At 75.2% G+C, this 23,076-nt stretch carries 17 protein-coding genes; 7 read left to right on the plus strand and 10 right to left on the minus strand.

Annotated elements, in window-relative coordinates:
- The first annotated feature begins 5 nt into the window (after positions 1–5).
- The 4 genes from OG994_RS26585 (at position 6) to OG994_RS26600 (ending at position 6,643) form a co-directional block, all read left to right on the plus strand.
- Entirely contained in the window at positions 6–839 is an 834-nt protein-coding gene (locus OG994_RS26585; protein WP_328851347.1) for an MBL fold metallo-hydrolase, read from the plus strand.
- On the plus strand, positions 836–4,441 hold the full coding sequence (locus OG994_RS26590) for an adenylate/guanylate cyclase domain-containing protein (protein WP_328851348.1): 3,606 nt from the start codon (positions 836–838) through the stop codon (positions 4,439–4,441). Before OG994_RS26585 ends, OG994_RS26590 begins: the two co-directional genes overlap by 4 nt.
- Positions 4,442–4,576: 135 nt before the next feature.
- Entirely contained in the window at positions 4,577–5,071 is a 495-nt protein-coding gene (locus OG994_RS26595; RefSeq protein ID WP_120329820.1) for a hypothetical protein, read from the plus strand.
- A 30-nt stretch (positions 5,072–5,101) separates the two neighbouring features.
- Entirely contained in the window at positions 5,102–6,643 is a 1,542-nt protein-coding gene (locus tag OG994_RS26600) for a serine/threonine-protein kinase (protein WP_328851349.1), read from the plus strand.
- Here OG994_RS26600 and OG994_RS26605 read toward each other — a convergent pair.
- The gene (locus OG994_RS26605) at positions 6,630–6,941 is read right to left on the minus strand and encodes a hypothetical protein (protein ID WP_147427261.1); all 312 of its coding nucleotides are present in this window, start codon (positions 6,939–6,941) and stop codon (positions 6,630–6,632) included. The two genes, OG994_RS26600 and OG994_RS26605, sit on opposite strands and share 14 nt — an antisense overlap.
- A gap of 214 nt (positions 6,942–7,155) precedes the next feature.
- On the opposite strand from OG994_RS26605, the gene OG994_RS26610 reads away from it, so the two are divergent.
- Positions 7,156–8,955: an alpha/beta hydrolase gene (locus tag OG994_RS26610; RefSeq protein WP_120329823.1), complete on the plus strand. Its 1,800-nt coding sequence runs from the start codon at positions 7,156–7,158 to the stop codon at positions 8,953–8,955.
- Positions 8,956–9,026: 71 nt separating this feature from the next.
- Here OG994_RS26610 and OG994_RS26615 read toward each other — a convergent pair whose 3' ends face one another.
- The 9 genes from OG994_RS26615 to OG994_RS26655 form a co-directional block, all read right to left on the minus strand.
- Positions 9,027–10,190: an acyl-CoA dehydrogenase family protein gene (locus tag OG994_RS26615; RefSeq protein WP_328851350.1), complete on the minus strand. Its 1,164-nt coding sequence runs from the start codon at positions 10,188–10,190 to the stop codon at positions 9,027–9,029.
- Complete coding sequence (locus OG994_RS26620; RefSeq protein WP_328851351.1) at positions 10,187–12,160, minus strand: ATP-binding protein; 1,974 nt, start codon at positions 12,158–12,160, stop codon at positions 10,187–10,189. The genes OG994_RS26615 and OG994_RS26620 overlap by 4 nt, the downstream gene beginning before the upstream one ends.
- Positions 12,161–12,227: 67 nt before the next feature.
- Positions 12,228–13,829 carry an acyl-CoA carboxylase subunit beta gene (locus OG994_RS26625; protein ID WP_328851352.1) on the minus strand — a complete coding sequence of 534 codons (1,602 nt, stop codon included), beginning with the start codon at positions 13,827–13,829 and terminating at the stop codon, positions 12,228–12,230.
- 55 nt (positions 13,830–13,884) lie between these two features.
- Complete coding sequence (locus OG994_RS26630; RefSeq protein WP_120329826.1) at positions 13,885–15,024, minus strand: acyl-CoA dehydrogenase family protein; 1,140 nt, start codon at positions 15,022–15,024, stop codon at positions 13,885–13,887.
- The gene (locus OG994_RS26635) at positions 15,021–16,640 is read right to left on the minus strand and encodes an acyclic terpene utilization AtuA family protein (protein ID WP_396845417.1); all 1,620 of its coding nucleotides are present in this window, start codon (positions 16,638–16,640) and stop codon (positions 15,021–15,023) included. The genes OG994_RS26630 and OG994_RS26635 overlap by 4 nt, the downstream gene beginning before the upstream one ends.
- Positions 16,641–16,696: 56 nt before the next feature.
- Positions 16,697–17,518, minus strand: coding sequence for a TIGR03084 family metal-binding protein (locus tag OG994_RS26640; RefSeq protein ID WP_328851354.1), 822 nt, complete (start codon positions 17,516–17,518; stop codon positions 16,697–16,699).
- Between the two features lie 35 nt (positions 17,519–17,553).
- Entirely contained in the window at positions 17,554–18,159 is a 606-nt protein-coding gene (locus OG994_RS26645; protein ID WP_328851355.1) for a TetR/AcrR family transcriptional regulator, read from the minus strand.
- Positions 18,160–19,265: 1,106 nt separating this feature from the next.
- Entirely contained in the window at positions 19,266–20,009 is a 744-nt protein-coding gene (locus tag OG994_RS26650) for a metallophosphoesterase family protein (RefSeq protein ID WP_328851356.1), read from the minus strand.
- A gap of 201 nt (positions 20,010–20,210) precedes the next feature.
- Positions 20,211–20,888: a Crp/Fnr family transcriptional regulator gene (locus OG994_RS26655; protein ID WP_088981720.1), complete on the minus strand. Its 678-nt coding sequence runs from the start codon at positions 20,886–20,888 to the stop codon at positions 20,211–20,213.
- 220 nt (positions 20,889–21,108) lie between these two features.
- Between OG994_RS26655 and OG994_RS26660 the strand changes: the two genes are divergently transcribed.
- Together OG994_RS26660 and OG994_RS26665 are read left to right on the plus strand one after the other, a co-directional pair.
- Positions 21,109–21,771: an adenosylcobinamide amidohydrolase gene (locus OG994_RS26660; protein ID WP_328851357.1), complete on the plus strand. Its 663-nt coding sequence runs from the start codon at positions 21,109–21,111 to the stop codon at positions 21,769–21,771.
- 56 nt (positions 21,772–21,827) lie between these two features.
- Positions 21,828–22,982, plus strand: coding sequence for a CapA family protein (locus OG994_RS26665; RefSeq protein WP_328851358.1), 1,155 nt, complete (start codon positions 21,828–21,830; stop codon positions 22,980–22,982).
- The last annotated feature ends 94 nt before the right edge of the window (positions 22,983–23,076 follow it).

The following is a 23,076-nucleotide window of genomic DNA, read 5'->3' on the forward strand; positions in this document are numbered from 1 at the left end:
CAGCCATGACCGGGCACGTGACGGCGCCGGCGGCGGCGCTCGCGGACCAGCTGCCGGGTTGGGTGACGCTGCTGCGTGCGCCCAACCCCGGGCCGATGACCCTCGACGGCACCAACACGTGGGTGCTGCGGGCGCCGGGCGCGCGGCAGGCCGTCGTGGTCGACCCCGGCCCGGCCGACGAGGCGCACCTCGCCGCGGTCACCGCGTACGGGCCGGTCGGGCTCGTGCTGATCACCCACGGGCACCCGGACCACACCGAGGGCGCGCCACGCCTCGCCGACCTGCTCGGCGGGGCGCCGGTGCTCGCGGCCGACGCGGCGCACACGGCCGGCGGCCCGCCGTTGACCGCCGGCGCGCTGCCCGCCGTCGCCGGGCTGGACGTACGGGTCGTCCCGACGCCCGGGCACACCGCCGACTCGGTCTGCCTCCTGGTGGAGCACGCCGGCGAGCGGGTGGTGCTGACCGGCGACACCATCCTCGGGCGGGGCACGACCGTGGTCGCCCACCCCGACGGGCACCTCGGGGACTACCTGGCCAGCCTGGAGCTGCTCTCGACGTACCGGGGCGTCCCGGCGCTGCCCGGCCACGGCCCGGCGCTGGCCGACTGCGGCGCGGCGGCCGACTTCTACCTGGCCCACCGGCGCGCCCGGCTCGACCAGGTCCGGGCGGCCGTGGCCGCCGGCGCCCGCACGCCGGCCGAGGTGGTGGCCGCCGTCTACGCCGACGTCGACCGGTCGCTCTGGTGGGCCGCCGAGTGGTCGGTCCGCGCCCAGCTGGAACACCTCGGGGTCGAGATCCGGGAATCCGGGCCCGGGGGTGCGGGGTTGGAGCAGCCGTGACCTGCCCCGTGTGCGGAACCGTCGCCGTGCCCGGCGCGCGGTTCTGCCACAACTGCGGCGCCGCGCTGCCGGCCGCCGCGACGCTGCCCGCCGCCGAGCGCCGGGTGGTGACGGTGCTCTTCGGCGACCTCTCCGACTTCACCTCCTGGTCGGAGGACCTCGACCCGGAGCGGGTCGGTGCCGTCACCGACCGGGTGCTCGCGGCCCTCGCCGGCGCCGTGAAGACCTTCGGCGGGCACGTCGACAAGCTGACCGGCGACGGGATCATGGCGGTCTTCGGCGCGCCGGTCGCGCACGAGGACGACGCCGAGCGCGCGGTGCGCGCCGCGTTGTCCATGCAGCGGGCGGTGCGCCGGGTGCTCGACGACGAGCGCGGCGGCGGCGCGCCGCTGGGCCTGCGCGTCGGGCTGAACACCGGCGACGTGATCGCCGGGATCCAGGCCTCGATCGAGTACACCGTCATCGGCGACACGGTGAACACCGCCGCCCGGCTGGCCGACGCGGCCGCCGTCGGCGCCGTCTACGCGGGCGCCCGTACCGCCGCGGCCACCCGGCACGTCGCGTCCTGGCGGGCGCTGCGACCGCTGCGCCTCAAGGGCAAGCGCGAGCCCGTGGAGGCGTACGAGCTGCTCGGCCTCCTGGACGCGCCCGGCACCCGCTCGGGCCTGGGCGACGAGGCACCGTTCGTGGGCCGGGAGACCGAGATCGGGCGGGTCGCCGGCCGCCTCGCCGAGGTCGTCGACCGGGGCGAGCCGCGCGTGCTGCTGATGACCGCCGAGGCGGGCATCGGCAAGTCCCGGTTCGCCGCCGAGGTGGAACGCCTCGCCGCCGGGTACGACGTGGGCGCCGGACGGTTCGCCGCGCACACCGGCGCCCGGGTGCTCTCGGTGCGCTGCGCCGCGTTCGGTGAGCGCCGCCGGCTCGCACCCCTGGCCGACCTGGTCCGGGCCGCGGTGGGCCTGCCCAACGACGCGTCGACGGCGCTCACCCGCCCGGCCGTCGAGGAGCGGTTGCGCCGGCTGGGTCAGCGACTGGCCCGCGGCGGTGCGGAACCCGCGCCGATCGCCACGGAGCAGATCCTCGCCCTGCTCGGCTACGCCGAGCTGCCCGCCGGCGGCGCCACTGACCAGGGCGAGTGGAGCGCCGCCCAGCCGGCCGCCGACGCCGAGGCGGTGCCGAACGCCGTGGCCGACCTGCTGAGCGCCCTGGCCGCCGAGGCCCCGCTCGTCATGATCGTGGACGACCTGCACGACGCCACCGCCGAGACCATCCAGGCGCTCGGGGTGACGCTGTCCCGGCTCACCGGCCCGGTGCTCGTCCTGCTGCTCGGCCGTCCGGAGCTGGTCCGTACGGCCGGCGCGCTGACCCGGGTCGCCGACGCGGAGGTGCACGCGCTGCCGCCGCTGCGCGGCGCCGACGCCGCCCGGTTGCTGACCAGCTACCTCGGCGGCGGGAAGCTGCCGCAGGCCGACACCGACCGGCTGCTGGCCACCGCCCAGGGCAACCCGTTCTACCTGGCCGAACTGGTCACCCTGCTCATGGAGCGGGGCGCGCTCACCGCGGTCGGGGACCGCGGCTCCGGTGCGACGTGGCGGCTCGTGCCGGGCTCGCTGGGCAGCCGGCTGCTCTCCCGGGACCTCGCCGCCGTGCTGGCGGCCCGCATCGACGCGCTGCCGCCGGACGCCCGGTCGGTGCTGCGCGACGCCGCGGTGGTCGGTGACACGGTGCCGGCGGGCGCGCTGGAGGCGCTGCGCGAGGAGCACGCGGGCCGCGACGGGCGACCCGCGGCCGTGGTGGCGGTGGAGTTCGAACGGGCCGTGGACGAGCTGCTGCAACGGCGCATGCTGCACCGGACCCGCACCGGGTTCGCGTTCGCCACCCCGCTCATGCGGGAGGCCGCGTACGCCGGGGTGAGCAAGGCGGAGCTGGCCGAGCGGCACGCCGCGCTGGCCCGCTGGGCGGCGCCCGGGACACCGGGTGACGACCCCGTACCGACACCGGCCGGCGCGTTCACCGACGTCGACCGGGACGAGTTCGTGGCCACCCACGTCGAGCGGGCCGCGGCGCTCGCCGACGCGGTGAAGCTGCGCCCGGACGCGCCGGCCCGCGCGGTGGTCCCGCTGGGGGTCGCCGCGCTGGGCCGCGCCGCCCGCCGCGCGCTCTCCGCGGGCGAGCCGGCGCTGGCCGTCGAGTACGCCGAACGCGCCGCCGAGCTGGCCCGCGACGGCGTACCGGCCGCCGACCGGGTGGTGCACGCCCGGGCGCTGCTCCAGGTGGGCCGGGTGGCCGACGCGCTCGCCTCCGCCGAGAAGATCGCCGCCAACGCGGGCGAGGAGGGCATCCGGGCCAGCGCCCTGCTGCTGGCGGGGCAGGCTCACCAGACGCTCGGCGACCAGACCCGGGCGGTGGCCGCGTGGCAGGAGGCCCTCCAGGTGGCCACCGCCGGCGGCCTGCCGACGTTGCGGGCCTCGGCCATGCGGCGGCTCGGCATGGCCGACTTCGTGGCCGGGCGGCTGAGCCAGGCGAGCAGCCGGCTGGCCGCCTCCTACCAGGTGAGCCTCGCGGCCCGGGACCGGCGCGGCCAGGCCTGGTCGTTGCAGAACCTGGCCTGGGTGACGACCACGCGGGGCGACTTCGCCGGCACGGACGCGGTGCTGGGCCGGGCCGCCCGGTTGTTCGCCGAGCTGAAGGACCCGTACGGGCGGGCGTGGCTGCGCGGCACCACGGCGTTCGCGCGGCTGCTGGCCGGGCGGCTGGGCGAGGCGTGCCGGCTCGCGCGGGTCTTCCTGCCCTTCGGCGAACGGGTCGGTGAGGCGTGGGCGGTGGGCACGCTGCGGGCCGTCGAGGCGTACGCCACCGCCGAGCTGGGCGAGCTGGCCGAGGCGGACCGGGAGGCCCGGCGGGCGTACCGGGAGTTCGCCGCCGCCTCCGACGCGTGGGGCTGCGGCTTCGCGCTGGTCGTACGCGGTGTGGTGGCCCGTGGCCTCGGCGAGCCGGAACACGCCGCCGACCTGCTCACCGACGCGCTGTCGTACGCGGACAGCACCACCCACCCGCTGCTGACCGGGATGGCCGGCACGTTGCGCGGCTTCGTGGCGCTGGAGATGGGCGACGTCGCCGCCGCCGAGCGGGACGCCCGGGAGGTGCTCACGAGGGTCGAGCCGCACAACCCGCAGGCGCCGGCGCAGGTGGCCCCCCGGGTGCTGCTGGCCACCGCCCGGCTCGCGGCCGGTGACTCGGCGACCGCCGTGGGGCTGCTCGCCCCGGTGGCGACCGCCGCCGGCACCACCCCGGCCCTGCTCTTCTCGCGCCGCCAGTCGATGGCCCGGTACGCCTCCGCGCTGCTCGCCCACGGGCAGCGGGAGCAGGCGCTGGACTGGGCGCGACGGGCGGTGGCGGCGCCCGCGGAGGACGTCCGCAGCCAGGTGATCGGGGCGATGGTGCTGGCCGAGGCGCTGGAGGCCTGCGGTCGGGGAGCCGAGGCGCTGGCCAGCGCCGAGGAGGCGGTCCGCCTCTCGTACGCCACGGAGCAGCGCAGCGAACGCCGCGCCGCCGACGCGCTGCGCGCCCGCCTCGCGGGCGACCGGGACCGGGTCGGCTGAGGCCGGGTCGCGAGCGGCCCGGCGCACGGTCTGCCGGTTTCGCCGATGGTGTCCCCGTCCGGCGGCGGGCTAGCGTGTCGGCGACGACGCGGCGGTCCACTGTGGCGGCCGTACCGGTACCTGGGGAGGGCCGTCATGAAGCTGCCACGGAGCGTGGCCGGCTGGACGATCGCCGTGTTCGGCGTGCTGGCGCTGGTCATGGGCGCGGTCGGGCTGCTCTGGCCGGAGGCGATGCTGCGGTCGCTCGGCTTCGAGGTGCCGGACACGCGCGCCCCGGGCGACCACACCGGCACCTTCCTGATGGCCTCCTCGATGGCGTCGTTCAACATGGGGGTCTACTACCTGCTCGCGACCGCCACCGAGTGGCGCGCCTTCTACCGCTTCACGGTGGTGTTCCGGCTGGTCACGTTCACGGTGTTCAGCATCGCGGTGCTGGCCGACATCGCGCCCGGGCGGTTCTTCGGAGTGGCCGCGTGGGAGGGCGTGGGCGCGCTGGCGACCGCCGTCGGGCTGTGGTGGGACGCCCGCCGGGCCGCCGCTCCGGTCGGGGGCGCCGCCGGGGGAAACCGGGGCGCCGGGGCCGGGTCGACGGCCGGCGGCGAGGCGGCCCCGGCCGACGCGGTGCACTGAGTCGTCCGCCCCGTTGGGTATTTTCGAGCTGTGACCGACACCCAGTCCGGCAGCCTGCCGGTACCCATCGTGCCCGGTCTGACCGATTTGAAGGTCTTTGCCCGGGGCGGTTACGCCACCGTCTACCGGGCCACGCAGATCTCCGTGGGTCGCGAGGTCGCGGTGAAGGTGGAGAACCGCACGCTGGACAGCGAACGCGACCAGGCGCGGTTCCTGCGCGAGGCGCGTGCCGCCGGCCGCATGTCCTCGCACCCGCACGTCGTCGACCTGTTCGACGTCGGTGTCACCGTCGACCAGCACCCCTACCTGATCATGGAACTCTGCGACGGGTCGTACGCCGAGCGGATGCGCACGTCCCCGCTGGCCGCCGCCGAGGCCCGCGACCTGGGCATCCGGATCGCCGACGCGCTCGCCCACTCGCACGCGGCCGGGGTGCTCCACCGGGACGTGAAACCCGCCAACATCCTCTACTCGCACTTCAACCCGGCCGTGCTGGCCGACTTCGGGCTGGCCGTGCTCGCCGAGGTCCGCGACCCGACGGTCACCCTGGAGGTGCTGACCCCCGCGTACGCCCCGCCGGAGATGTTCAACCACAGCCCTCCGTCACCGGCCGTGGACGTGTACGCCCTCTGCGCGACCCTCTACGCGGTGATGCACGGCCGGCCGCCGCGCTGGCAGTCCGAGCGCAACCCGAGCCTCGTCACCGTGCTGGAGATGTTCAACCAGCCGATCCCCGGGCTGCCCGGCATCCCCGAGGAACTGATCGACGTGCTGCGCGCCGGGATGGCCAACGATCCCGGCGAGCGGCCCTCCGCCGCCGAACTGCTCGGCATGCTGGCCGCCCTGCCGATCGAACCCGCGCCGCCGCCGGCCGGTGGCGTCGGCGGGGCATCGACCGGCGGCGCGTCCGCCGCAGGGATCGCCACGTCCGGCGCGTACGCGCCCGGCCGCTCGACCCAGCCGCTGCCCCGTCCACCGGCGGAGGAGGCCCACCCCACCGTCACCGCCCCCTCGGCCTCGGCTGGCCGCCGCTGGCGCCGTCGCTGGTTCCTCGGGGGCGCCGCGGCGCTCGCCCTGGCCGGCTCGGCCCTCGCCGGTGCCTGGATGGCCGACGGCGGGGGGACACCCGACCCGTCCCCGTCGGTGAGCCGGGTCGCCGGGCCGGCCACCGGGAGGTTGCCGGGCTGCACCGACGCGGCCTCCGAGGCGGCACTGCCCGAGGGCGCCCGGTGCGCCTCCGAACTGGAGTGTTTCGGCCCGGTGCGGGTGCGCGGCGTCCGCGCCGAGGCGACACGGATCTCCTGCGACGGCCCGCACACCTGGGAGACGTACGCGGAGGGTCTGCTGCCGGTGGCGCTCGTCGGCGCCGGCTACCCGACGGTGACCGCCGACCCGACCGTGCAGGCGGTGTGCAGCCCGACCACGTTCCGGGCGACCAGCCGCATCGAGTCCGCCGAGGGCTGGCACCTGGAGGTGCTGCCCCCGGTGGAGGGCAGCGTCGACCGGACGTTCCGCTGCCTGGCCGGGCGGGGCGTCGACGCGCTGGCCGGCCCGACGCTCACGGGTCACTGAGCCGCTGACGCCGCTCGCGCACCGCGCGCAGCGCGTCCCGGCTGTCCAGCGCCTCCAGCGTGTCCGCATCCACGGACTGCGGTGGCGCGTCGACCGACTGCGCGTCGGCCGCGGGTGGCTCGTCGGCCTCGCGGGCCGCGGCCACCGAGACCCCGGCGACGACCGCGAGCAGGACGCACAGCAGGGCCAGCACCACGCCGACGAGATCCTGCCGGCGCCAGACCACGAGAGTCACCAGCAGACCGAGCGCGGCGACCCCGGCGACGACCGCCACCGTACGCGCATCGGGCCTGGTCAACCGGTTCACCCGTCCAGCATGTCCGGGCCGGGGCGGCTGTCAACCGCCGACGCGTGTCGCGCGTAGCGCCGACGGGCGCGAAAATGTTACGTCGTCGCGCGGATTGTCGGCTTCCCACGCGTTTTGCGGGCCACATTCATTGCCTGCGATCCCTAGAGTGACGGGGGCCGAGCATCGTCTCGGCCGTCCCTGTCGTCCACCGGAAGGCGTCCACATGCTTCGACGAACCCGGTCCCTGGCCGCAGCAGGAGTCGTCGGCACCCTCCTCGCCGGATCGGCGGTAGCGCCCGCCGCCGCCGCGCCCACCCTCAGCGGGTGGGGACGGCCGGTCGTCACCGACCGGACGAGCCCGCAGGAGGCACGCCGCGTCGACCGCGTCCCCACACCCGACCTCGACTGGTACGCCTGCTACGACTACGCCGAGTGCGCCACGGTCCGGCTCCCACTGGACTACGACCGGCCGCACGGCGCCACGACCGAGGTCGCCCTGCTCCGGGTCAAGGCCCGCGACCAGCAGCACCGGATCGGCAGCCTCTTCGTCAACCCCGGTGGCCCGGGCGGCTCCGGCACGAGCATGGCGCTCGCGGCGCCCTACTTCCTCGGTGACGAGCTGCTGGACCGGTTCGACATCGTCGGGGTCGATCCGCGCGGTGTCGCCAGCAGCGAGCAGGTGCGCTGCTTCGCCTCGGTGAAGGACCAGACCCGGGCGTACGCCGGGCTGAACGTCGCCTTCCCCTGGACGAAGGCCGAGGAGAAGGCGTACGTGGCCTCGTCGAAGGCCGTCGGTCGGGGCTGCTCGACCACCGGCCGCCCGCTCTCGGGCGCGATGTCGACCGCCGAGGTGGCCCGTGACATGGACGTGCTGCGCCGGGCGGTCGGTGACCGGAAGCTGACCTACCTGGGCTTCAGCTACGGCAGCATCCTCGGGCAGTACTACGCCAACATGTTCCCCGACCGGGTGCGCGCCCTCGTGATCGACGGGGTGCTCGACGCGACCACGTGGGTCGGCCGGGGCAAGGGCCGTAACCTGCTCCAGGAGGACCGGATGCGCAGCGCGCAGGGCGCGTACCGGGCCCTGTCGGAGATCCTGACCCGCTGCGACGCGGCCGGCCCCGCCGCCTGCCCCGTCGCCGGTGACGCGGCCGGGACGTACGACCTGGTGGCGAAGCGGCTGCGCGCGAAGCCCGTCGTGATCGAGGACCCGGACCTGGGCGAGGTGACGATCCGCTACTCCGACTTCGTGGCCGCCACGCTCAACGCGCTCTACGACCCGTACGGCTACCAGCAGGTCGTCGCCATCACGGCCGAGCTGCTGGTGCTCACCGACCCGGCGGCGGCCGCACCGGCCCGGGAACGGGCCCGCGCCGCGGTCACCCGCCTCGCCGCCGAGGCGCGCCAACAGGCCCGTCGCTACGACTTCCCGTACGACAACGGCCTGGAGACGTTCCTCGGGGTGGACTGCACCGACGCCAACCACCCGAGGGACGCCGCCTCGTGGCCGGCCCGCGCCGCCCGCGCCGACGCGCGGGACCCGTACTTCGGCCGGGCCTGGGCCTGGGCGACGTCGCCCTGCGCCCGTGACACGTGGACGGTCCGCGACGAGGACGCCTACACCGGTCCGTTCGACCGGCGCACCAGCGCTCCCGTACTGGTGGTGGGCAACTACTGGGATCCGGCGACCAACTACCGGGGTGCGGTGAGCACCGCCGCGCTGCTGCCCAACAGCCGGCTGCTGAGCAGCGACAGCTGGGGGCACACCGCGTACGGCACGTCGGCCTGCGCGACCGGCGCGGTCGACGCCTACCTGCTCCGCGGCACGCTGCCGGCGAAGGGCACCGTCTGCACCGGCGACGCCCAGCCGTTCGCCGAGCCGACGGACGCGCCGGCGGTCGACCGGGCGGAGGCGGCCAAGCGGACCCTCGCCGAGCAGGGCGCTCCGCGCCGGGGCGAGCCCAAGCGGCTCCCGCCGGTCGTGGCGCCGCTGCCGGCCGTCGGCACGCTGACCGTCCGGTGAGGACCCCGGGGTACGGCGGGCGATCGGGCGCCTGCCGTACCCCGGCCCGGCGGCCGGACATCGGCCGGTCGTCAGTACGACTTCTCCTGGTGCAGGACGTGCTGGGCCACGAAGTTCAGGATCATCTCCCGGCTGACCGGCGCGATCCGCCCCGCCCGGACGGCCCCGAGCAGGGTGGCCACCCCGTACTCGGTGGTCATGCCGGCCCCGCCGTGCACCTGCACCGCGGTGTCCACGGCGAGCGCCGCGGCCTCGCCGGCCGCGTACTTGGCCATGTTGGCGGCCACGCCGGCCTCCAGGTCGCGGCCCGCGTCGTAGAGGGTGGCCGCCCGGTAGATCATCAGCCGGGCCAGCTCCACCTGCACGGCGGCGTGGGCCAGCGGGTGCGCGACACCCTGGTGGGAGCCGATGCTCCGGCCACCCCACACCTTCCGGCTCGCGGTGTACGTCGACGCCCGCTCGATCGCGTACCGGCCGGTGCCGACGCCCATCGCCGCCACGGTGATCCGCTCGGGGTTGAGCCCGGCGAACAGCGCCGGCAGGCCGGCGTCCACCGACTCGCCGACCAGCGCGTCGGCGGGAAGCCGGACGTCGTCGAGGTAGAGCAGGAACTGGTTCTCCGGCGAGACGATCTCCATGTCCAGCTTCGACCGGGTGAGCCCCGGCGCGTCGGTCGGCACGACGAACAGCGCCGGCTTGAGCCTGCCGGTCGCCGCCTCCTCGGTGCGCGCCACGACGAGCACGTACCGTGCCTCGTCAACGCCCGAGATGAAGCACTTGCGGCCGGAGAGCAGCCAGTCGCCGCCGTCGCGGCGGGCCACCGTGCCGAGGCGGTGGAAGTTCGACCCGGCCTCCGGCTCCGTGATCGCGAAGGCCACCTTCAGCGAACCGTCGGCGAAGCCGGGGAGGAACCGCTTGCGTTGCGCCTCCGTGCCGTGTCGGTGGATGACGGTCGCGGCGATGGCGGGGGACACGACGAGCAGCAGCAGCGGGCAGCCCGCGGCGGCCAGCTCCTCGCAGACGATCGCCAGCTCGGTGATGCCGCCGCCACCGCCGCCGTACTCGGTGGGCACGTTCACCCCGAGGTAGCCGAGGCGCCCGGCCTCCGCCCACAGCTCGGTGGTGTGCTCGCCGGACTTCGCCTTCGTCACGAAGTAGTCGTGCCCGTACCGCCGGCCCAGGGCCCGTACGGCGTCGCGCAGCTGTTCCTGCTCGTCGGTCAGGTCGACGTTCATCGGGCGTCCTCCTCGGGGTTGACCACGGCCAGCACGGCGCCCGTGTCGACCTGACCGCCAGCGGGCACCGGCAGTCCGGCCACCACGCCGTCGACCGGGGCGAGCACCGGGTGCTCCAGCTTCATCGCCTCGAGGGTGAGCAGCAGGTCGCCGGCCGCGACCCGCTGGCCGACCTCGACGTGCACCCGGGACACGGTGCCGGGCAGCGGCGCGAGCAGCGACCCGGCGGCCAGCTCGGCGGTCGGCTCCGGGAAGCGCGGCAGCTCGTGCAGGGTCACGGCGCCGTCCGGGCCGTCCACGAAGACGTCGGCACCCACCCGGTGTACGCGGAACGCCCGCCGCACACCGTCCACGTCGAGGGTGACCCGGTCGGGCGCCACCGCCACGAGGACGACCTCGCCCGAGCACGCCGGCTCGGTGGACCACTCGGCGAGCGCCCCCGTCCGGTCCCGCCGGTAGCGGACCTCGATCTCCCCGCCGTCGGGGCCGCTGTAGCGGCTGACCTGCGGGAACGCGGGCACGTTCCGCCAGCCGGCCGGGAGTCCGGCCAGCACGGGCGCGTCGGCGCGGCGGGCGGCGGCCGAGGCGAGAGCGGCGGCCAGCGCGGCGAGGGAGCGCTGCTCCGGCGGGAGCAGGGGCGCGAAGACCTCCGGGTGCCGGTCGAGGAACCCGGTGTCGACCGCACCGGCCGTGAACGCGGGGCTGCGGAGCACGCGCACCAGCAGGTCCCGGTTCGTGGTCACCCCGTGCAGTTCCGCCCGGGCCAGCGCGCCGGCGAGCGTACGGGCCGCCTCGGCACGGGTCGGCGCCCAGGCGACCACCTTGGCGAGCATCGAGTCGTAGTGCACGCCCACCGTCGAACCGTCCGCGACCCCGGAGTCCAGCCGGAGCCCCCGAAGCGGCACGAACTCGGCCGACACACCGGGGACGGCGAAGCGGTGGAGGGTGCCGGTGGCCGGGCGGAAGCCCTGCGCGGCGTCCTCGGCGCAGAGGCGTACCTCGATGGCGTGGCCGGCGGCCGGCGGGGTGGTCGTGAACGGCAGCGGCTCGCCCTCGGCGACCAGCAGTTGCAGCCGGACCAGGTCCAGCCCGGTGACCGCCTCGGTGACCGGGTGCTCCACCTGGAGGCGGGTGTTCATCTCCAGGAAGAAGAACTCGCCGGTGGGTGCGAGCAGGAACTCGACGGTCCCGGCGCCCACGTAGTCGACCGCCCGGCCCGCGGCCACCGCTGCCCGGTGCAGCCGCTCCCGCACCTCCGGGTCGACGACCGCGGGAGCCTCCTCGACGATCTTCTGGTGCCGGCGCTGGATCGAGCAGTCCCGCTCGCCGAGGGCAACCGTCGTGCCGTGCGAGTCACCGAAGATCTGCACCTCGACGTGGCGGCCACCCTCGACGTACCGCTCGACGAAGACCGTGCCGTCGCCGAACGCGGCGGCCGCCTCGCGGCGCGCGCCGGCGACGGCCTCGGCCAGCCCGGCCGCGTCGCGGACGACGCGCATGCCGCGCCCGCCGCCACCCGCGGCCGCCTTCACGAGCACCGGAAAGTCCGTGATCTCACCGGGGTCGGTCCAGGACGGCAGCATCGGCACGCCGGCGTCGGCGAGCAGCGCCTTCGCCGCCATCTTGTCGCCCATGACGGCGATCGTCTTGGCCGACGGGCCGACCCACGTCAGCCCGGCGTCGGTGACCGCCGCGGCGAACTCGGCGTTCTCCGCCAGGAAACCGTAGCCCGGGTGGACGGCGTCCGCGCCGGACCGTCGGGCCGCGTCCAGGATCGCCCCGATCCGCAGGTACGTCTCGGCCGGCGCGTTCCCCGGCAGGCGGACGGCCAGGTCGGCCTCGGCGACGAACGGTGCGTCGGCGTCCGCGTCGGAGTGCACGGCCACCGTCGAGATCCCCAGCGACCGGCAGGTGGCGAAGATCCGGCGGGCGATCTCGCCCCGGTTGGCCACCAGCAGTTTCCCGATCATCGCCACTGCGCCTGCCTTTCGTTCGCGACCGCGGGACTCCGCTGCGCTGCGTTCCTCGCGCTCACGGCTACATCCGGAAGACGCCGAAGGCGTCGGCGCCCTTGACGGGTGCACTGTGGACCGCCGACAGGCAGAGGCCGAGGACGGTACGCGTGTCCCGGGGGTCGATGACCCCGTCGTCGTAGAGCCGGCCCGAGAGGAAGAGCGCCCCGGACTGGGACTCGATCTGCTGCTCCACCATGGCGCGCATGGCGGCGTCGGACTCCTCGTCGTACTCCCGGCCCTTCGCGGCGGCGGCCTGCCGGGCCACGATCGAGAGCACCCCGGCGAGCTGCGCCGGGCCCATCACCGCCGACCTGGCGTTCGGCCAGGTGAACAGGAACCTCGGCTCGTACGCCCGCCCGCACATGCCGTAGTTGCCCGCGCCGTACGAGGCGCCGAGGTTGACCGTCAGGTGCGGCACCGTCGAGTTCGACACCGCGTTGATCATCAGGGCGCCGTGCTTGATGATGCCGCGCTGCTCGTACTCGGTGCCGACCATGTAGCCGGTGGTGTTCTGGAGGAACAGCAGCGGGGTGTCGGTGGCGTTGGCGAGCTGGATGAACTGGGCCGCCTTCTGCGCCTCCTCGCTGAACAGGACGCCCCGCGCGTTCGCGAGCACCCCGACCGGGTATCCGTGCAGCTCGCCCCACCCGGTGACCAGCGCGCCACCGTAGGCGGGCTTGAACTCGTCGAACTCGCTGCCGTCCAGGATCCGGGCCAGCACCTCGCGCGGATCGAACGGCACCTTCAGGTCGGCGCTCGCGATGCCGAGCAGTTCCTCCGGGTCGTAGCGCGGTGGCGCCGGGACGGCGGTGCGCGGGGGCGGGCCCTGCTTGCGCCAGTTCAACCGGCGTACGCACTGCCGCGCCAGCCGGATCCCGTCCCGTTCGTCCTCGGCGAGGTGGTCGGCCAGCCCGGACCTCGTGGCGTGCATGGCGGCCCCGCCCAGCGACTCGTCGTCGGTCACCTCGCCGGTGGCCATCCGCACCAGCGGCGGCCCGGCGAGGTACACCTGCGACCGGTCCCGGATCATGATCACTTGGTCGGACATTCCCGGCACGTACGCGCCGCCCGCCGTGGCGTTGCCGAACACCACGCTGACCGTGGGGATCCTCGCCGCGGAGAGCCGGGTCAGGTCGCGGAACACCCGCCCGCCCGGGATGAAGATCTCCGCCTGGGTCGGCAGGTCGGCACCGGCCGACTCGACCAGGTTGACCATGGGCAGGCGGTTCGCCAACGCGATCTCACCGGCCCGCCGCGTCTTCGCGAGCGACCACGGGTTCACGGCGCCGCCGCGCACCGTCGGGTCGTTCGCGACGATCAGGCACTCGACGCCCTCGACCACACCGATGCCGGTCACCACGCTCGCCCCGACCGGGAAGTCGGTGCCGTACGCCGCCACCGGCGACAGCTCCAGGAACGGGCTGTCCGGGTCGAGCAGCAGTTCGATCCGCTCGCGGGGAAGGAGCTTGCCGCGCGCGTGGTGCCGGGCCACGTACTTCTCGCCGCCCCCGGCCCGCGCCCGGTCCAGCGCGGCGTCCAGCTCCGCGAGCCGCTCCAGCAGCGCCGCCCGGTTCTCGGCGAACCCCGGCGAGGATGGGTCGATCCCGCTCCGCAGCACCGTCACAGCGGTCCCTCCGTTCGTGACCGCCCGGCTCGCGGACCCGGTTCGCTCCTCGCGCTCACAGCCCCATGCCCTTCGCGATGATGTCGTTCATGATCTCCGTGGTGCCGCCGCCGATGCCGAGGATGCGCGCGTCCCGGTAGTGCCGCTCCACCTCGGCGTCGCGCAGGTAGCCGAACCCGCCGTGCAACTGGAGCGCCCGGTCCACGACGTCGGCGCAGGCGGCCACCGCGACGTTCTTGGCCATCGCCACCTCGGTGACCACCGGCTGGCCCGCGGCGACCCGCTCGGCCACCTCGTGCACGTACGCGCGGGCCGCCTCGGCGCGGGTGTGCATCTCGGCGAGGCGGTGCCGGATGAGCTGCCGACCGGCCAGGGGCCGCCCGAACGTGCTGCGGTCCCGGCACCAGCGCACGGCCAGGTCGACGCAGCGCTGCGCGGTCGCGTACGCCTGCGTGGCCAGCGAGAGCCGTTCCGCGGAGAACTGCTGCATGATCGTCAGGAAGCCGGTGTCCTCGGGGCCGATCCGGTTCGCCACCGGCACCCGTACGTCCGAGAAGGACAGCTCGGCGGTGTCCGAGCAGTGCCAGCCCAGCTTCTCCAGCCGCCGGCCCACCGTGAAGCCGGGCGTGCCCTTCTCGATGACCAGCAGGATCAGCGAGCCGGAGCCGGGGAAGTCGGTGCAGGCGGCGGTGGTCACGAAGTCCGCCCGGATCCCGCTGGTGATGTACGTCTTCGACCCGTTCACCACGTAGTGGTCGCCGTCGCGGACCGCACAGGTGCGGATGCCGGCCACGTCGGAGCCACCGTCCGGCTCGGTGATCGCCAGCGCGCCGATCATCGTGCCGGCGAGTGTCGGCCGGACGTACCGGTCGACGAGGTCGGCGTTGCCGGCAGCGACCATGTGCGGCAGGGCGATCCCGTGCGTGAACAGCGCGGCGACCAGGCCGGACGAGCCGCCGGAACGGATGATCTCCTCGGTGACCACGATCGAGTCGAGCAGGTCACCGCCGCTGCCGCCGACCGCCTCCGAAAAGCCGACGCCGAGCAGGCCGACCTTCGCGGCGGTCTCGTGCAGCGACCGGGGCACCTCGCCGGCGCGCTCCCACCCGTCCAGGTAGGGCAGGACCTCCTTCGTCACGAACGCCCGGGTCAGCTCGCGGAGCTGCCGCCGCTCCGGGGTGTCCACGATGGTCACGACGGCACCTCCGGGATGAGATGGACGGGCAGGTCGACGACCCGGGAGCGGAGCAGCTCCCCGAGCGCCTTGGCCTGGGGGTCGAACCGGGTGGACGCGGCCACCCCGGGACCGAGCAGCCCGCGGATCACGAAGTTGAGGGCGCGCAGGTTCGGCAGCTCGTACCGCTCGACGGTCAGCGGGGCGGTCTCCGGCAGCAGGTCGGCCAGCCGTGCCACGGTCAGCCAGCCGCGCAGCCAGTCGTAGCCGGCGTCGTCGCGGGCCCAGACGCCGAGGTTCGCGTCGCCGCCCTTGTCGCCGGACCGGGCACCGGCGACCGTGCCGAGGGGAGCGCGCCGGGTGGCCGCCGCGGGGAGTACGGCGGGCGGCCCGTCCTGGTGGGCCGGCGGCTCCTGGACCTGTGTGACGTGCGGGGGCGGCACGGGCACGCGGACGCCGTCGGGCAGCACCGCGACGTGCGCCACGGCGTCCTGCGGCACGGCGTCCACGGTGAACACCCCGTACGGCGTCGCGTCCCCCGGCGGCGTGGTGAGCGTGCAGCCGGGGTAGGAGGCGAGCGCCAGCTCGACGGCGGCCGCCGAGAAGACCCGGCCGGCCCGCGCCCGGTCGCCGTCGCGCAGGTGCACGTGCAGCAGCGCGCTCGCCGTCTCGGTGTCCGGCGAGTCCGGATGGTCGGTACGCGCGAGCACGAACTCCAGCCCCGCCGTACCGACGGCGTCCTCCACCTGGCGCCGGACCAGCGCCGCCTTGGCCGGGATGTCCAGCCCGCACAGGACGAACGTCATCGAGTTGCGGAAGCCGCCGAGGTTGGCGACACCGACCTTGAGGGTCTCGGGCGGGGGCGTCCCGCGTACGCCGGTCACGCGTACCCGGTCCGGCCCGTCGGCGTGCAGCGTCACCGTGTCGAGCCGGGTCACCACGTCCGGCCCCAGGTACGCCGGTCCGCCCACCTCGTACAGCAGTTGCGCGGTGACGGTCTCCACGGTCACCGCGCCTCCCGTCCCGAGGTGCTTGGTGATCACACAGGAGCCGTCCGCGTACACCTCCGCGATGGGGAAGCCGGGGCGGAGGCCGCCGTCGGGCAGCTCGGTGAAGAAGCTGAAGTTGCCGCCGGTGACCTGGGCGCCGCACTCGACGAGGTGCCCGGCCACGGTGGCGCCGGCGAGCGCGTCGAGGTCGTCGCGGCCCCACCCGTACCGCGCGATGGCGGGCCCGACGACGAGCGAGGCGTCGGTGACCCGCCCGGTGACCACCACGTCCGCCCCGCCGTCCAGGCAGGCGGCGATCCCGAACGCGCCGAGGTAGGCGTTCGCCGTGAGCGCGTCGGGCCGGGGCAGCGCGTCGCCTTCGACGTGACCGACGCGCACGGCGAGGCCGAGCCGGCCGGCCAGGGCGCGGATCGCGGCCGCGAGCCCAGCGGGGTTCAGCCCACCGGCGTTGGTGACCAGCCTGACTCCGCGGTCGAGCGCGGTGCCGAGGCAGTCCTCGAGCTGGCGCAGGAACGTCTTCGCGTAGCCGAGCGCGGGATCACGCATCCGGTCCCGGCCGAGGATCAGCATGGTCAGTTCGGCCAGGTAGTCGCCGGTGAGCACGTCCAGCTCGCCGCCGTCGAGCATCTCCCGCCAGGCGGTGAACCGGTCGCCGTAGAAGCCGGAGGCGTTGCCGACGCGGATCACGCGGGAACTCCCGAGCTGTCCGGCGCGTCGGCGGGGCCGCCCGTTCGCGACGGGCGGCCGGCGCCGGGTGGGCCGGCGAAGGCCTGTGCCACGTCCATCCACTCGTCGGCCACCGGCCCGGTGGCCGCCAGTGCCAGGTCGGCGCGGTGCCGGCGCTGGGTGACCAGCAGGCAGAAGTCCCGCGCCGGTCCGGTGACCCGGTCGACGGCGTCCGCCGGGCCCCAGCTCCAGGTGTCCCCGCCGGGCCCGGTCAGGTCCACCCGCACCGGCGCCGTCGGCACGGCACGGCCGTGGGCGGCGAAGCTGTGGCCGAGGGTACGCACACCGAGGTGGGCGACGTGCCGGAGCCGCTCGGTGTCGGGCCGGCGTACGCCGAGCGCGTCGGCCACGTCCTCGCCGTGCGCCCAGGTCTCCATGATCCGGGCGGTGGCCATCGAGGCGGGCGACATCCGGGTGCCGTACCAGGGCAGCTTCTCGCCGGGCGGTACGGCGGCGAGGGCCGCGGCGAGCGAGGCGCGCCCGGCGCGCCAGCGGTCGAGGAGCGCGGCCGGCGGGGCGAGGAACTCCTCGGCGCCGTGGTCGACCATGCGGGCCGGGTCGGGGGCGGAGGTGACCGTGGCGAAGAAGGCGTCGGCGTCGGTGGCGGCCAGCAGGGCCACGTGGTCGGTCCAGGCGAGGTGCGCGATCTGGTGGGCGATCGTCCAGCCCGGCGCCGGGGTGGGTCGGTCCCAGTCGGCCGGCGGCAGGGGGCGGACCAGCGCCTCCAGCGCTTCGGATTCGTCGGCCAGGTCGGCGAGCAGGTCCGTCAGGTCGACCATGGTGCCTCCGGTCTGGTCGTGCCCGGTGGGGCCGGTCAGGGCGTGAGGAGCGTGGAGAGCTGGCGCTTCCAGGTGTTCAGCAGGGCGGTACGGCGGGCCGAGTCGTCGGTGAGCAGGTTCGCCACCCCCAGGCCGCGGAGCAGGTCGAGCGTGGCCTGGACCGCCTCCCGGACGCCGGGGCGCCGCTCGTCCACGCCGAGCAGCGCCACGGTGAGCCGGTGCATCTCCCGGCCCACCCGGGCCTCCAGCGGCACGAGGGCCCGGCGCAGCTCCGGGTCGGTCCGGGCGGCGACCCAGAGTTCGAGCGCCGCGACGAAGAGCGGGCCGGTGAACGCCGCGGCCAGCAGGTCGACCACCCGGTCGAGCCGCTGCGGGCCCGCCGGCAGGGCCTCCGCCTCCGTGCGCAGCTCGGCCGCCCGGCGTTCGGCGAGGTGGTCGACGGCCGCGGTGACCAGGGCCGCCTTGGTCGGGTAGTGGTGCAGCTGGGCGCCGCGCGACACCCCGGCCCGGGCAGCGACGAGGGTGGTCGTGGTGCCGGCCCAGCCGTGCTCGACCAGGCACTCGACGGTCGCCTCCAGCAGCCGTGCCTGGGTCGCCCGGCTGCGCTCCTGTCGAGGGACGCGGGTCGATGCGGCGGCCACGGGGACAGCGTGCCGGCCCCAAAACAAACAGTCAAGCCTGACTTTTTCTGGTGGTGCCCGCCCGGTCCTCCGCCACCAGGCCGGGCCGTGCTGCCCGCCGGGACCTCGGTGCCCGCCCGGGCCGCGGTGCGAGCCTGGGCCGTGGTGCGAGCCTGGGCCGTGGTGCGAGCCTGGGCCGTGGTGCGAGCCTGGGCCGTGGTGCGAGCCTGGGCCGTGGTGCCTGCCTCGCTGCCAGCGGGAGCCTCGGCTGTGGTGCCCGCCGGGGCCGTAGTGCCTACCTCAGCCTTGGTGCCTGAGTCGGCCGCAGCGCGAGCCTCGGGCGTGGTGCCTGCCTCGGCTGTAGTGCTTGCCTCGGCAGCAGTGCCTGCCGGATCGCTGTCGAGCTGCCCCATATCTGAGACACCCGATGGCGGCGTGCGGCAGTCGCGCCCCTACAACCGCACGGACTGTCGATCCCCGACCGCCATGCAGACCGTCGATCCCCGACCGCCATGCAGACTGTCGATCCCCGACCGCCATGCAGACTGTCGATCCCCGACCGCCGTGCAGACCGTCGATCCCCAGCCGTCAATGCCGACCGCCGGTCGCCGGCTGGCCGACCGCCGGGTAGCGACTGCCGGGTGGCGACTGCCGGGTGGGGGATGACCGCCGGGTGGCGACGCCGGCTGGCCGACCGCCGGGTGGCGACTGCCGGCTCGCCGACCGCCGGGTGGCGACTGCCGGCTGGCCGACCGCCTGGTGACCGACCGCCGAGTGGGGGTGACCGCCGGCTGGCCGACGGGGCAGCCGCGGGTAGGTCGACCGAACGCCTGCCCCATATCTGGGGCAGCTCGACAGGACACGCATATGCCCAGGCCGGCGCGCCCGGTTGGAGGCGATGGCGCTCCGGCCCATCTGCTCGACCGCTTTGAAGCTGATGTCGTGAGCGACTCAGCATCGTCGGAAGGCCGCCCTAGCGGGACCCGGCATAGCAGGGCGGGCCGGCGCCCTCGGCTGGGGCCTGGCCTGGTGGGGCCTGGTGCTCATGGAACTGGGCTGGCACTCGGCGCGTTTGCGGAGCCGGGAGCCGGGAGCCGGGAGCCGGGAGCCGGGAGCCGGGAGCCGGTTCAGCGACCGTCGCGGGGCGCGAACACGGCCAGCGCGTCCGCGTCGCTGTGCCGGGACCGCAGGTACTCGTCGGCGAACTCGGCGGCGCCGGGGAAGGTCGACTCGGCGGCGACCTGGGCGCACGCGGCGTCCACGTCGAAGTCCGTGCGCCGCAGCTGCACGCCCGGCCCCAGCAGTGCCCAGTACGCCCCCGGCCCGCCGTACGGCATGCCCACGCTGCCCGCGTTGACCACCAGGCGCCGGTCGACCAGCCGCGTGAACGGCATGTGGGTGTGGCCGCAGACCACCGTGCGTACCTCTGCCGGGACGCCGGCGAGGACCTCCGCCCACCGGGCCATCCGGGTGTCGACCAGCACGACCTCCTCGTCGCCCCGGGGCGTGGCGTGACAGAAGAGCACCCGGCCGAGACCGCGGATCTCCAGCGTCACGGTGAGCGGCAGCGCCGCCAGCCGTTCGACCTGGTCGGCGCGGAGCTGGCCGGCGGCCCAGGTCGAGACCTCGATGGGAAGGGTGCGCCCCGCCCGTGCCTCGACCAGCTCCCGGTCCGCGTTGCCGCCCACCCAGCAGACCCGGTCGCCGAGCCGGGCGAGCCGGTCGAGCACCTCGACCGGCTGCGGCCCGGCCGCGATGTCGCCGGTGAGCACGATCAGGTCCGCGGTGGCCACGTCCGGCTCGGAAAGCACGGCCTCCAGCGCGGGCAGCACCCCGTGGATGTCGGAGAGTACGGCGACACGGTTCAGCACGGGCCCCAGCCTGCCGGCCGGCCGCGCCCACGGTCCAGGAATTCTGCCCCGGGCAGACGACCCGGAGGACGGCGACCAGCCCGCACCGGCCCCCGGGCCAGCACCCGACAACCGCCCCGACCGGCACCCGAAACCGGCCCGGGCCGACGGTGCGGTCCGGGCCGGGTTGCTCGGCGAGGCGGGGGGCGGGGCCCCTACGCGTCAGACGCGGGCGCGGCGGGCGAGGCGCTCCGGGTCGAGGATGATGATGCTCTTGCCGTCCAGCCGCAGCCAGCCACGCGAGGCGAAGTCCGCCAGCGCCTTGTTGACCGTCTCCCGGGAGGCGCCGACGAGCTGGGCGATCTCCTCCTGGGTGAGGTCGTGGGTGACCCGCAGGACGCCGCCGTCGCGGGTGCCGAAGCGGCCGGCCATCTGGAGCAGGTTCTTCGCCACGCGGCCCGGGACGTCCGTGAAGATCAGGTCGGCCAGCGAGTCGTTGGTCCGGCGCAGCCGGCGGGCCAGCACCCGCAGCAACTGCTCGGCGATCTCCGGCCGGTTGTTCAGCCACGGCCGCAGCGCCTGCTTGCGCAGCCGGACCAGACGGGTGTCGGTCACCGCCGTGGCCGTCGCCGTCCGGGGGCCGGGGTCGAAGAGTGACAGCTCGCCGACCATGTCCGACGGGCCCATCACCGCGATCAGGTTCTGCCGGCCGTCCGCCGCCCGGCGGCCGACCTTGATCTTGCCGGACAGCAGGATGTAAAGACTGTCGCCGGGCTCGCCCTCGTTGAAGACGACCTCGCCCTTCCGGACCTCGAGCGTCTCCATCTCCTTGGCGAGCGCCTCGGCAGCCTCCGGGTCGACACCCTGGAAGATCCCGCTGCGGGCCAGTACCTCGTCCATCGCGCACCTCCGGTTGCGCGTTGCCGTCCCTCGGCCGGGTCCGCCGTCCGCTGGTCCCCTCGCGCGCCGCCAAGTCTAGGCGCACGTGAGCGGGAATCAGAGGTGCACCCCTGGAAACTTGATCGTTGGGCGTACCGCCCAGGTTCGGTGTGACCAGTAAAATCGTGCCTCCGTGGGCCGGTGGCGGCACCCCGGCCGGCCGCACCGTAGGGTCACCGGCGTGCTGAGCGACCCGCTGCTGACCACCCGCCGGGAGGACGGTCTCGACGTCCCCGTCCTGGTGTGGCGGGCCACCGCCCCGCTGCGGGCCGTGAGCTCCGCGCCGTTCGGCGGCGGCATCGGCGTACGCCACTGGGTCGTCAACGCGACAGTGCCCATGTCGTACGACCGGGACGACCCCGCCGACCACCTGGCCGCGCTCGCCCGCGGCCTCGACCTCGACGGGCCCGGCGTCGGCCTGCTGACCGGGGTCGACGTCGCCGAGGTGGTCGCCCGCGCGGACGCGGGGGTGTGGGCCTACGCGACCGTCGGGCTCGGCAACCCGGTACGAGCCGCCGAACCGGCTCCCGCGACGCTCGCCGAGCGGGTCGGCACGGTGAACATCGTGGTGTACGTGCCGGCGCGGCTCAGCGACGCGGCGCTGGTCAACGCGGTGGCCACCGCCACCGAGGCGAAGGCGCAGGCGATCACCGACCTGGGGCTGGCGGCCACCGGCACCCCGACCGACGCGGTGACCGTCTGCTGCCCGGTCGACGGCCCGGAGTCCGCCTACGGGGGCCCGCGCTCGACCTGGGGCGCGCCCCTGGCCCGGGCCGTGCACGCCGCCGTGCTGGCCGGCGGGGCCCGGCCCGTGGTGCCGTGGTCGGACCGGCTGAACGGCTGAACTTCCGGCCGATCGGCCCTGCTCTGCGGGAAACCGGCCCGGTAGGGTCGCCAGCGATGTACGCTGCCGCACCCACCTCGTCCCGTCGCCGCCTCGCCCTCGTGCTCGGCGCGCTGCTCGCCGTGCTCGTGGCCGGTTGCGCCGAGGCCGGCGCCGGGCCGGTCTGGCAGGCCGGAGCGGGTGGGGGCGCCACGGGCGCGCCGGTCACCGGCGGGCCGTCGGCGAGCGGTTCCCCGGAGGCGGACGAGGAGGCCATCTCGCTCTCCGCGACCGGCGACATCATCATGGGCAACGCGCCGAACCGGCTGCCCGCCAACGGGGGCAAGGGCTTCTTCGACTCGGTGAAGAAGGCGCTCGCGGCCGACCTGGTGATGGGCAACCTGGAGGAGCCCCTGACCGTGGACACCGGCACCGGCAAGTGCGGGGCCAACTCCACCCGCTGCTTCCAGTTCCGGGCCCCGCCGGAGTACGCGGCGCACCTGCGGGACGCCGGGTTCGACCTGCTCAACCAGGCGAACAACCACGGATACGACTACGGCCCCAAGGGCTACCAGAACACCCAGCGGGCCCTGGAGAAGTACGACCTGGCGCACACCGGCGCGCCGGACCAGATCACCGTGGTGGAGGTCAAGGGCGTCAAGGTCGCGGTGGCGGGCTTCTCGTCGTACGTCTGGTCCAACAGCCTCGTCGACATCGCGGCCGCGAAGGAGGTCGTCGCCAAGGCGGCCACCATGGCCGACCTGGTCGTCGTGCAGGTGCACATGGGCGCCGAGGGCGCCGACAAGACGCGGGTCCGGCCGGGCACCGAGATGTTCCTGGGCGAGAACCGGGGCGATCCGGTCCGGTTCTCGAAGGCCATGATCGACGCCGGGGCCGACCTCATCGTCGGGCACGGCCCGCACGTGCTGCGCGGGATGGAGTTCTACAAGGGCCGGCTCATCGCGTACAGCCTGGGGAACTTCGCCGGCGGCGGCAACTCGCTGAGCAACACCGGCCGGCTCGGCTGGGGCGGGGTGCTGAAGGTGTCGCTGCGCCCCGACGGCACCTTCGTGGGCGGCTCGTTCACCTCCACGTACATGAACGGGGCCGGCAAGCCGACCCTGGACCGGGGCGACCGGGGCCTGGGCCTGGTGCGGCAGCTCACCCGCAGCGACTTCCCGAAGACCGGGGCCCGGTTCGACGAGGACGGCCGGATCCGCCCGCCCGCCTGACACGGCGGACCCGATCGGGTGCCGGCGTCGCGGTCGCCCGGTGCGGGCAGGCGTGGGCCGCCGGAAGAGTCGGCGCCGCGACGTAGGCTGGCCG

It is taken from the genome of Micromonospora globbae (assembly GCF_036184225.1).
Lineage (GTDB): Bacteria > Actinomycetota > Actinomycetes > Mycobacteriales > Micromonosporaceae > Micromonospora > Micromonospora globbae.

Bases quoted from the DNA above. Each gene is read 5' to 3' on its own strand.
- OG994_RS26640 (WP_328851354.1), bottom strand. From the start codon at position 17,518: ATGGTCGACCTGACGGACCTGCTCGCCGACCTGGCCGACGAATCCGAA.
- OG994_RS26665 (WP_328851358.1), top strand. From the start codon at position 21,828: ATGTACGCTGCCGCACCCACCTCGTCCCGTCGCCGCCTCGCCCTCGTG.
- OG994_RS26620 (WP_328851351.1), bottom strand. From the start codon at position 12,160: ATGATCGGGAAACTGCTGGTGGCCAACCGGGGCGAGATCGCCCGCCGG.
- OG994_RS26610 (WP_120329823.1), top strand. From the start codon at position 7,156: ATGCTTCGACGAACCCGGTCCCTGGCCGCAGCAGGAGTCGTCGGCACC.
- OG994_RS26615 (WP_328851350.1), bottom strand. From the start codon at position 10,190: ATGAACGTCGACCTGACCGACGAGCAGGAACAGCTGCGCGACGCCGTA.
- OG994_RS26635 (WP_396845417.1), bottom strand. From the start codon at position 16,640: ATGCTCGACGGCGGCGAGCTGGACGTGCTCACCGGCGACTACCTGGCC.
- OG994_RS26585 (WP_328851347.1), top strand. From the start codon at position 6: ATGACCGGGCACGTGACGGCGCCGGCGGCGGCGCTCGCGGACCAGCTG.
- OG994_RS26655 (WP_088981720.1), bottom strand. From the start codon at position 20,888: ATGGACGAGGTACTGGCCCGCAGCGGGATCTTCCAGGGTGTCGACCCG.
- OG994_RS26595 (WP_120329820.1), top strand. From the start codon at position 4,577: ATGAAGCTGCCACGGAGCGTGGCCGGCTGGACGATCGCCGTGTTCGGC.